This window comes from Pinirhizobacter sp., assembly GCF_035317885.1.
Classification (GTDB): Bacteria; Pseudomonadota; Gammaproteobacteria; order Xanthomonadales; family Rhodanobacteraceae; genus Pinirhizobacter.
In genome coordinates this window covers 1-9,519 of sequence record NZ_DATHFX010000401.1, presented here as the reverse complement: position 1 = coordinate 9,519, position 9,519 = coordinate 1, and the positions used below count along the sequence as shown (strand labels likewise).

The 9,519-nt window shown below is 60.6% G+C and carries 15 protein-coding genes and 1 pseudogene; 10 read left to right on the top strand and 6 right to left on the bottom strand.

Features of this window, described 5'->3' with window-relative positions:
• Nucleotides 1-396: hypothetical protein (locus tag VK519_RS13240; protein ID WP_324350470.1), on the top strand; the 396-nt coding region annotated here is incomplete at its 5' end.
• A 39-nt stretch (nucleotides 397-435) separates the two neighbouring features.
• On the opposite strand, the gene VK519_RS17875 is transcribed toward VK519_RS13240, so the two are convergent.
• On the bottom strand, nucleotides 436-696 hold the full coding sequence (locus VK519_RS17875) for a hypothetical protein (protein WP_422662150.1): 261 nt from the start codon (nucleotides 694-696) through the stop codon (nucleotides 436-438).
• An 18-nt stretch (nucleotides 697-714) separates the two neighbouring features.
• On the opposite strand from VK519_RS17875, the pseudogene VK519_RS17855 reads away from it, so the two are divergent.
• Nucleotides 715-1,065, top strand: a pseudogene (locus VK519_RS17855) (serine hydrolase domain-containing protein); the annotation flags it as partial.
• A gap of 25 nt (nucleotides 1,066-1,090) precedes the next feature.
• Nucleotides 1,091-1,417: a hypothetical protein gene (locus VK519_RS13230; protein WP_324350467.1), complete on the top strand. Its 327-nt coding sequence runs from the start codon at nucleotides 1,091-1,093 to the stop codon at nucleotides 1,415-1,417.
• Nucleotides 1,418-1,471: 54 nt separating this feature from the next.
• On the opposite strand, the gene VK519_RS13225 is transcribed toward VK519_RS13230, so the two are convergent.
• Complete coding sequence (locus VK519_RS13225) at nucleotides 1,472-1,687, bottom strand: hypothetical protein (RefSeq protein ID WP_324350465.1); 216 nt, start codon at nucleotides 1,685-1,687, stop codon at nucleotides 1,472-1,474.
• Nucleotides 1,688-2,078: 391 nt separating this feature from the next.
• On the opposite strand from VK519_RS13225, the gene VK519_RS13220 reads away from it, so the two are divergent.
• From VK519_RS13220 to VK519_RS13210, 3 genes are all read left to right on the top strand, one after another.
• Nucleotides 2,079-2,273, top strand: coding sequence for a hypothetical protein (locus VK519_RS13220; RefSeq protein ID WP_324350464.1), 195 nt, complete (start codon nucleotides 2,079-2,081; stop codon nucleotides 2,271-2,273).
• Between the two features lie 147 nt (nucleotides 2,274-2,420).
• Entirely contained in the window at nucleotides 2,421-2,633 is a 213-nt protein-coding gene (locus VK519_RS13215) for a hypothetical protein (protein ID WP_324350462.1), read from the top strand.
• Nucleotides 2,634-2,791: 158 nt separating this feature from the next.
• Complete coding sequence (locus tag VK519_RS13210) at nucleotides 2,792-3,574, top strand: hypothetical protein (RefSeq protein ID WP_324350461.1); 783 nt, start codon at nucleotides 2,792-2,794, stop codon at nucleotides 3,572-3,574.
• Between the two features lie 66 nt (nucleotides 3,575-3,640).
• Here the strand turns inward: VK519_RS13210 and VK519_RS13205 are convergent, their stop codons facing one another.
• On the bottom strand, nucleotides 3,641-3,946 hold the full coding sequence (locus VK519_RS13205) for an ArsR/SmtB family transcription factor (RefSeq protein WP_324350460.1): 306 nt from the start codon (nucleotides 3,944-3,946) through the stop codon (nucleotides 3,641-3,643).
• Nucleotides 3,947-4,030: 84 nt separating this feature from the next.
• On the opposite strand from VK519_RS13205, the gene VK519_RS13200 reads away from it, so the two are divergent.
• The 4 genes from VK519_RS13200 (at nucleotide 4,031) to VK519_RS13185 (ending at nucleotide 7,933) form a co-directional block, all read left to right on the top strand.
• Nucleotides 4,031-5,125, top strand: coding sequence for an NADH:flavin oxidoreductase/NADH oxidase (locus tag VK519_RS13200; RefSeq protein WP_324350458.1), 1,095 nt, complete (start codon nucleotides 4,031-4,033; stop codon nucleotides 5,123-5,125).
• Between the two features lie 112 nt (nucleotides 5,126-5,237).
• Nucleotides 5,238-6,272: an alpha/beta fold hydrolase gene (locus VK519_RS13195; RefSeq protein WP_324350471.1), complete on the top strand. Its 1,035-nt coding sequence runs from the start codon at nucleotides 5,238-5,240 to the stop codon at nucleotides 6,270-6,272.
• A gap of 482 nt (nucleotides 6,273-6,754) precedes the next feature.
• Nucleotides 6,755-7,159: a VOC family protein gene (locus tag VK519_RS13190; protein WP_324350457.1), complete on the top strand. Its 405-nt coding sequence runs from the start codon at nucleotides 6,755-6,757 to the stop codon at nucleotides 7,157-7,159.
• A gap of 348 nt (nucleotides 7,160-7,507) precedes the next feature.
• Nucleotides 7,508-7,933 carry a hypothetical protein gene (locus tag VK519_RS13185; RefSeq protein ID WP_324350455.1) on the top strand — a complete coding sequence of 142 codons (426 nt, stop codon included), beginning with the start codon at nucleotides 7,508-7,510 and terminating at the stop codon, nucleotides 7,931-7,933.
• Here the strand turns inward: VK519_RS13185 and VK519_RS13180 are convergent.
• From VK519_RS13180 to VK519_RS13170, 3 genes are all read right to left on the bottom strand, one after another.
• Nucleotides 7,930-8,199, bottom strand: a complete 270-nt coding sequence (locus VK519_RS13180) for a hypothetical protein (RefSeq protein ID WP_324350453.1) — start codon at nucleotides 8,197-8,199, stop codon at nucleotides 7,930-7,932. The two genes, VK519_RS13185 and VK519_RS13180, sit on opposite strands and share 4 nt — an antisense overlap.
• A gap of 28 nt (nucleotides 8,200-8,227) precedes the next feature.
• The gene (locus tag VK519_RS13175; protein ID WP_324350452.1) at nucleotides 8,228-8,704 is read right to left on the bottom strand and encodes a hypothetical protein; all 477 of its coding nucleotides are present in this window, start codon (nucleotides 8,702-8,704) and stop codon (nucleotides 8,228-8,230) included.
• Between the two features lie 99 nt (nucleotides 8,705-8,803).
• Nucleotides 8,804-9,519, bottom strand: a 716-nt coding sequence (locus VK519_RS13170; RefSeq protein WP_324350450.1) for a hypothetical protein, incomplete at its 5' end; no start/stop codon positions are given.

Sequence of the window (9,519 nt, the reverse complement as noted above, 5' to 3'; positions counted from 1 at the left end):
ATGGACCGTGAAACGCAGCAGGTGGCCTTTACCCGCCAGTTCCTGATGATCCGCGAGACGGTGATCCAGCCAGCGATGGAGGCGTTCGCGAAGCTATTGAGCCTGCAGGGCATGGAAAGTCGCATTACCCTCACCAGTCCCGAGGTAAAAGGGCTGCCAGTCCCACCGGGTGTGTTGTTCCAGTTCCTCGTTGCGTCGCAGAAGAAGCTCACCACCCCGGAGTGTCCCAGCGTGAAGTTCTTTGGCGACAAGGCCAGCATGGATGTCACCCTGGTTACTTCCACCACCGGCCCCGACAAGCCTGGCGAGAGTTCCACCAAGACATACCCGGCCGAGGCGATCACCGAGCGGGTGGTGCACGATGCATTGGTGGCGGTGCTGGAGAAGATTCTCTAGCGTGGCCTGGCTCAACCGAGCGGCGCCTCTCAAAAAGGTTTAAATGACCGGTGGCACAAGCTCGTGGTGGCGCCGCGCGGCAGACTTTCCTCCGTTATCCTGCCACGGCTCACCAGCGCCAATGAGACGCCCCGACCAGCAGGCGGGCAGGAAGGTAACGGCGCACACGCCATTTTCCATCGCCTCCACCACCAAGCCATTCACCACGACCGCGCTGATGACGCTGGTGGCGGCCGGAAGATCAAGCTCGACCACCCTGGCAATGAATATCTGGGTAAGGCCAACGGCACCGACGACCATCAGCCGTCCGTCGATCAAATGCTGGAAGACTATGGCCACACGGTGGCGCTTCCGGGCGAGCATTACGCCTATTCCAACGTAGGCATGGGCGCGCTGGCTGGCATCATCGCCCGTCAATCGGGCATGGAGTATGGGCAGTACCTGCGCAAGGCCGTGCTGGCGCCGCTGGGTATGCACGATACCTTCTTCGACACCGATGTTTCCCGTCGCCCGTCGATGGCCGTGCGCCACACGGACGATGGCAAGCCGCTGCCGTTCTACCTTACTGCCACGCCGGGGTCGGGCGAGGTGATGTCCAGTGCGCACGACCTGGCGCGCTTTGCGATGCTTCACCTGAAGGATCATCTGCCTGACCAGAAAGCCATCCTTACCGACGCGCAGATCGACCAGTTGCATGCGCCGCACTCGGACGTGGCGCCAGGCACAGGGTCATCGCGTCAATGCGACGCTCGTGATCGACAGACAAGGCAAAGGTACATTTGCCATCGATGGACAGCCGACTGCACCCATCACCGACCTGGGGATCGTGGACGGCTGGATTTCAGGTGACACCACAGGGCGGGCCGGCGCGCCAGATGCCGAGCGCGCGAAGGTGACGAAGTTGAGCCTGAGCCTGAAGTTGCGAGGCGACCGTATCGACGGCGAGATAGACGCCTGGGACAAGACGCCTGCCAGCATGACGGTGCTTCCGTTCTGGGTGAAGCTGACCCGGCAGCCATGAGCGCGGCTGGCGGGATGCTACCGCCCCATGGCGCGCGCGACGTCGGGCGCGCGCTTACGCGCCCAACCGTTCCAGCAGCATAGAGATGACGCGCCACTGCACCAGCGTGAGCGCGCTCAGCGCAGACAGGCCCCAGGCAGCGATCCAATACTTGCTTGGCATGTGAGCAAGTGTGGCCTTGATGGCCGCAATATCGCTCGTGTTCCTGCGTGAATCGCTCTCAAGTGAGAGGACGCGCGTGGAGAGATCCTTGAGGAGTTCAATGGACATGGCGGAATGATCTCCTTCAGGGGGCGCGTATTCAATAGACGCAGCGGAATTTACGACACATCCGATGCATGGCTCTGCTGAGGTGGTCAATCCGCTTCGATCAGTGGCGTCGAGCATGTGCCTTTCCCGCGTGGCTTCATCGGCATGGTGGACAACGTTAGACCTATGCGTGGAAATACGTAATGGCGCTTCGGGCGCTCTTGCGTAAGAGAACGACGCGAGTCGGGTAGGCCTTACGCCTGAAGTATCCAAGGCCCAATGGGTTCACAATGAGAAACATGCCCGACCTCAAAAAATTCATGCTTGCAGCACTTGGCCTGCCTTAGTTTTCAATGCCTGGGTACTGAGCAAACGCAGCTCCCCGTGGCGCCTGCAGCGAGCCACGTGACCGATGACCAGATTCGGTTCGACATCGAGCACTATCAGTGGTTCGCTGGACGACTGCGCCGGCGCCGCCTTTCCGAAGTCGACGGTGAAGGGCCAGGTGAACACCATCGGTGTCGCCGGTGCGGGTCTTTCCTGGGTGAGCATCAACGGCGCCACGTCGGCCCAGATCCAGACCAAGATCAACTCCTGCGTCAACTAATTCACGGATGAGTTTGAAAGTGTTGGGATAAGGTAAGCGCGACACTGGTCGCACGGAGGAGGGGCGCCCCCGGCCCTCCTCTTTCCTGTCTTGAAACAGCACAATTGCCCGCGTACGCTGAGCGGACCCCAGCCGGCGGACAAGCTCATGCAACTCACGGTTAATGACAGCTTCGGCAGGCGTCACGACATTTTTACAAGTGATGCCGACACCCCGCATACCCGGCCCCGCTGGTTCCTGCAGGAAGATGGTCGTGAGCTGGTCCGCATAGGCGACGACATCTTCATGGTCATCGACCAACCCAACGCCGCACCGCTTCGCGTTGTCCACAGTCACGTGGATAACCTCGCTTCAGTCTGAGCGCGCAACACCTCGGCTAAACGGCCAATGCCCGGCGTGTCGCCTGGGTGATACGTTGCCTTGGCTGGGACTCGGAGAAAGAGGTGGAACTGGCACCTTGGGGGACCTGAGCTATCTGGGCGATCTCGGCCGCGGTTATAGCTAGTCGAGGATGGTCTATGAAAAGGTTACTTTTCAGCGGGATGCTTTTGGCATGCCTGCTGCCCTGCATTGCCATGGCGCAAAGTGCTTTCGACGGTACCTGGAAAATCGACGTCGACAAGGTGAAGGCCTCCACCAAGCCGATGGTCTTCACGCTCAAGGATGGCCAATACACATGCGATTGCTCACCGCCGATCAAGGTTGCGGCGGACGGTATGGATCACCCCGTCACCGGGCATCCACGCATCGAAACAATGTCGGTGAAGGTGGTCGACGACCATTCGGTGGTCGAGACCGGCAAGAAGGATGGCAAGACTGTCTATACCGAAACCACCACCGTAGCGGCGGATGGCAAGACAGCAACGTTTGACGCCATCTCCTACCGCCCAGGCACTGCCGACGCCAGCGTCAAGGGCACGATGACGCGTGTCGCTGCCGCGCCGGCGGGATCGCATGCGTTAGCGGGCTCCTGGCGCACCTCAAGCTACCAAAATGCTTCGGACAACATGCTCACCTATACCTACAAGATCGATGGCGACACCATCACCATGAACACCCCTCGCGGTGAGTCGTATACGGCCAAGCTGGATGGCAAGCCGGCACCCTATAAAGGCGACCCAGGCACCGACATGGTCACCGTGAAGATGGTGGGCAAGGTTTTGCAGGAGACAACGATGATGAGCGGAAAGGAAACCGCCGTATCGAAGATGACGGTATCGGCTGATGGGAAGACCATGACCACGGTCGTGACGGACAAGCAGAGCAATCGCGAAACGACCCTGGTGGCAATGAAGCAATAGGGTGACTTGAATGGTCGTTGGGGAAGCCCGGCTTCGCGCCGGGCTTTCTCAAGTGCGTCGTCGCGATCAGCCGGCGGGCTGGGCCAGGATGGCGTCGAGCAACCCGGGAAAGCGCGCGTTCAATTCGTCGCGGCGAAGGGTGTTTTGGTGCACCGTGCCGGCCCCGCGGGTTTGCACCAGGCCGGCGTCACGCAGGATGCGGAAGTGGTGGGACATGCTCGATTTCGGGCGGCCGCCGTCCAGCTCACCGCAGGTGGCTTCGGTGACGCGATCCAGGTGCCGAACGATTTCCAGACGGATAGGGTCGCTCAGTGCCTGGAATATCCGTTCCAGGGCAAACTGGTCGATCGTGGGGTGTTTGTACGGACGCATGGGGCGAATTCTAGGGTATTTGACCTTCCCTCGATAGTTCGAATATTATCGAACTTTAGAATTTCCCTCAAGGAATCGTCCCCCATGGCTTCCCTGTTCGATCCGTTCAAACTCAAGGGCGTCACCCTGCGCAACCGCATCGCCGTGCCGCCGATGTGCCAATACACCGCCGAAGAGGGCGTGATCAACGACTGGCACCGCGTGCACCTTGCCGGCATCGCGCGCGGCGGTGCGGGTCTGCTGATCGTGGAGGCCACGGCGGTGTCGCCGGAAGGCCGGATCACCCCGGGTTGCGCGGGCCTGTGGAACGACACCCAGGCCGCCGCGTTGGTGCCGGTGGTGCAGGCGATCAAGGCGGCTGGCGGCGTCCCGGGCATCCAGATCGCGCATGCCGGCCGCAAGGCCAGTGCGAACCGTCCCTGGGAAGGCGACGACCACATGGCCGAAGACGACCCGCGCGGCTGGCAGACCATCGCGCCATCGGCTGTCGCCTATGGCGGCGGCTTGTCGAAGCTGCCACAAGCCATGACAAGGCAGGACATCATTCGTGTGCAGGCGGATTTCGTCGCCGCGGCGAAGCGCGCGCTGGCTGCCGGCTTTGAGTGGCTGGAATTGCACTTCGCCCATGGCTACCTGGGCCAGAGCTTCTTCTCCACGCACTCCAATCACCGCGACGACCTCTACGGCGGCAGCCTGGAAAACCGCAGCCGCTTCCTGCTTGAAACCGTGGCCGCCGTACGCGAAGTGTGGCCAGAGCATCTTCCGCTCACCGCTCGCCTGGGTGTGATCGAGTACGACGGGCGTGACGAGGAAACCCTCGCCGAGTCCATCGAGCTCGCCAAGGGGTTCAAACAACGCGGCCTGGACATGCTTGGCGTGAGCGTCGGCTTCTCCACGCCAACGGCCAATATTCCCTGGGGCCCCGCCTTCCTGGGGCCCATTGCCGAACGCGTGCGCAACGAGGCGGGACTTCCCGTGTCGTCGGCGTGGGGCTTCGGTACGCCCGAACTCGCGCAGCAGGCGGTGCAGGCAGGGCAGCTGGATCTGGTGATGGTGGGGCGAGGCCATCTGGCCGATCCGCATTGGCCGTATCAGGCCGCGAAAGCGTTGGGCGTGGAGCGTCCATCGTGGACGTTGCCCGCGCCGTATGCGCATTGGCTCGAGCGCTACGCGGCCTGAATCGGCGATGGGCATGCGGCCCGTTCGGTACGTCGGACGGTCTGCGTTACTTGGGCAGCCAGTAGAATCGTGTGATCGCGTTAGCCATGCCGTCATTTCGCCCATGAAGAACATCCGCTATATCGCTTGCTACCTGGCACTTGCCGGTTTGTCGGCTTGCCTGCCGTCAGCGGCATTCGGCCAGGCGTCGTCGGTGAATGACTCCGGCCCGGCGTATGGCGCGGAACTTCAGGGCTTCGACTACCCGTATCCCGTTTTGTACTACACGTTCCAGTCGCAGCGGCAAGAACTCAAGATGGCCTACATGGATGTTGCGCCGGATGCGGGGACCGCGAACGGGCGCACGGCCGTATTGCTCCACGGAAAGAATTACTGCTCCGCTACGTGGGGCGAAACCATCAAGGTATTGGCCAAGGCCGGCTACCGCGTGATCGCCATCGACCAGGTCGGCTTCTGCAAATCGAGCAAACCGTCCAGTTACCAGTTCAGCTTCCAGCAGCTGGCAAAGAACACCAACGATCTGCTGCACTCGCTCGACATACACGCTGCCACCATCATTGGCCATTCCACCGGCGGGATGCTTGGTGTTCGCTACGCCTTGACCTACCCGAAGGAAACCCAGCAACTGGTACTGGTGAATCCGATCGGCCTGGAAGACTGGAAAGCCAAGGGCGTGCCGCCCATATCGGTAGACCGGTGGTACCAGCGGGAGCTTGGCACCACCGCCGAGCGCATCCAGACCTACGAGAAAAACACGTACTTCGCCGGCCACTGGCGCGCTGATTACGATCGCTGGGTGCAAATGCTGGCGGGCATGTACCGCGGGTCCGGCAAAGAAGTGGTGGCATGGAACTCCGCCTTGCTCTACGACATGATCCTGACGCAGCCCGTGGTCTACGAGTTCCCGCAGTTGAAGGTTCGCACCTTGCTGATGATCGGCGACAAGGACAACACAGCCATCGGCAAGGAGTTCGCCCCGGAAGACAAGCGTCCTGCGCTGGGGAATTACCCACAGCTGGCCCGTGCGACGGTTGCGGCTATTCCCGAAGCGAAGCTCGTGGAGTTTCCTGATGCCGGGCACGCACCGCAGCTGCAGGATCCGGATGCCTTCCATGCGGCACTGTTGCGGGGGATGGGAGACTTGTAGCACTGACGCAACATCCCGCGGCATTGGCATGATGGGCGCCGTGGAATCAGCCCTTATAGACCTGCTGCGTAAAAGACGGTCGCGCCTGATGAAGGCGTACGTCATTCACGTCATCTGGTTTTTGTTGATGTGTGCATTGGGGGCTGCGGATGTGGGGCGAACTGGAGTCCTCACGGCCCTATTGTTCACGCTGGTCACCGTGCCCCCGGTCCTGCTCTATACCTTGCTTGTGCATAACACTTGTCGCGCTATTGATCCGCGGTCACGAAGTGCCGGCATTGTCCTCATTGTGTTGTTCACTATTTTCCTGACCCCGTTCGAATCGGGTCTCATTCTTCCTGCAAGGAATCTGTTGATATCCCGGCGTATGCTTCGCGAATGGGATAGGGGTTAGAGTCCATAGCGAGCTGCTGAACGCCCTTGACAGTTTCACTCCACCCGGAGGTCCTATGTCAACGAAGTTCCTAGGCCTTACACCGCTCATGCAAGTATTCGACATGCCGACCTCGCTGGCGTTCTATCGGGACAAGCTCGGCTTCGATGTGGTCTCTGCGTCGCCCGTTGTCGAGACACCGGAGGGGACATTCTCCCATTGGATGTGGCTGCGCTCGGGAAGTGTCGATCTGATGCTGAACACGGCTTACGATGCCGGCGAAAGGCCAGGTACCCCCGACGCATTCCGAATGGCCACGCACGGCGACACATGTCTGTACATCGGCTGCCCAGACCTTGATGGCGCCTATGCCACCTTCACGCGGGCAGGTTTGAAGATCGATCCGCCGGCGATGGCTTCCTACGGCATAAGGCAACTCAGCCTGCGTGATCCGGATAACTTCGACCTGGTGTTCCAAGCGCCGACCTGGAACGGAGCCTCCGGTTCTGGGTAGAGGGCCCGCGATCAAGGGGTCAGAGTAATCACTCTGACCCCGTTTTCTTTCGCCGCCAGAAGATTGAGCAACCTGCCATAGGAAAGGCTGGCTAACTTTGAGACGCTTACTATCGACTGCCAGAGTCGCGGACGGCACCATTGCAGGGTTGCCTCGGTCGAGGTAACCGGGTCTCGAAAACCCGTTTTGCTAGAAGACGCACGCCGCGATCAATTCGCGGCGTGCGTGCGTCGCATATGGCGGCGTGTCGGTGTGGGCCTTGCCCAAGCCGTTTCTTCTAGCGCGGTTTTTCGAGCCCGGCACGCCGCCACCTCCTTCGTGGGAGGTGGCCACGGCCCCGGAGCATCGATGCCAATCACGGACGAAAACGAGTTCCACGCACTTGTCGGCGAAATCATGGTGTGGTCCGCGCGCCTGGAATCCTGCCTTGAAGCTTGCATCGCTGCCTGCCTGCCCGGTGGCACGGCCGAATTCTCGCAGCCGGTACTAAGGCGGCTGAACTTCACCAACCAGCTGGCGACCCTGCACGAAGTGTCACTGCTTCTTTATGAGCCGCGCGATCCCACCCTGGTGGAGTTCCGCCGCTGGCTCCGCCGCCTGGGCCGAACTCGGCTGCGCAGGAACGATCTGGTTCACCACGTACTGCGGGTAGAGCGCTCGCCCGAGGAGCTCGGGCGATGGAAGTCGGAAGTCGCGCGCATGCGCGAAGCCTGTGTCGAGGCGCCGGCATGGGTTGATGTGTTCGAGGCGCGGATGGCGATTGGCCGTTCTTAGGGCTCGACGCCGCGGATGCGGGCGATAGTAGTCACCCCATTGGTTCGGGAGTAAATGATGAAGTGACTGGAACCAACAAGTGCCTTGCATTCGGGGGCGAACGGGAACTCAGGCAAGTGAGAAATCAATCCGATGTCGATCGATTCAATGAGATCATGGATTCGTTGTTCGAAGGCAATTGCCGAACGAACGCCAGCGAAATTCTTTCGCCGTTTGTAGACCTCATCCATATCGTCTTGCGCCACGGCCTCCCAGACCACTGTCATCACTCATCCTTGATGGGTTGATCCTAGATCATCGTGATCTGGGTTTCTGCTTGGACTTTGCCTCTTCGTCAAGGTCAGCTGCCCAGCGGGCTTGCGACCGGGCAAGTACATCGGCGTGGGCTATCTGGGGCCGGGGATCGGATCTCGCTTCCTTGATGTCGGCATCCCATAGAGCGCGGAGCGCTTCCGAACGGTCTTCACGACGTCGCGTTTTTACGGCTACATTCGCCGCGGTGCCGACATCCACGTCCAGCTGGGGAACATCCAGTTCCCTCAAATAGCCTAACAGCGTTTCAACCTTTGCGAAGCCGCGGGGGGACTTGGATCGAGTGGCAGTCAGCACCCACTCATGACCCTTGGAAACCACCAGCAGCACCCACTTGCCAGCCATGCCGATGGCTCGTGCGCCATCGACTGCACCCGCAGCAGCCAGGCGGGAGAGATGAATGTGGTCGATGCTGGGAAAGGCGCCACGCTCCACCCGGGCAACAACGTCGCTAGTCATAAATCTCGCCCTGCAAGTTATGATTAACTGTAGGACAACTAATCATTAATTGCAACTCGCGTCCATGCTGCCGCCCTAGCGCGACCCGGATGGCGTCTTCTAGCAAGGACCTGCCGTCCTGAGATTCGCAACGCGCGCGGTATCGGTCAAAACTTCCTTATATAGACGCTTGAACATTCCGCGCAGCGCCGGCTTCAAATGCGCCAATGTCTCCTTCGGAGACAGCTCCTGCAGCACACAGAAGATGGCGTGCATCTGCAGGATTTCCGCCTCGCTCACATAGCCCTGCTGCTGCCATCGCCATCCGCTTGAGTCGGCGGATGTGAAATGCGAAAACTGAAAACGCGTGTTCGCAAGGAATATACCGAAACCCAGGAACACGGCCGCCAGGTCGGTGGCTGGCTCCCATACGTCCCATCCGCCAGGCGGAGGTTCGGGAAAGTTGGCTGTACGGTAATGTGCGAGCTCGTGCGCGAATGTTGCGATCAGGCTCATCGCATCGCCCACATGCTTAGGATGGTATGTGATCAGCACGCCTTCGTCGGTGCGACGAAACGTGCCCGCGGGTCCTTGAGGCGCGCCCTGGACGAACGCGTATCTCGATACTTTCGTTTCCGGATCGTCTTCCTGGGGCTCAATGGCGCAGGGCCAGTCGGACATCATCGCGTGGTGCCGGGTCTGCTCGAACAGCGCTGCCGCGAACGCGTGGCCGGTCTCGCCGGATCTTCGAAAGAACTTGCTGGTCGGAGCCACCAGGGTCCGTTTGCGGAACTCCTCGTAGCCGCCGGTATGTCTTAGCAGCCAGGCGAAACATT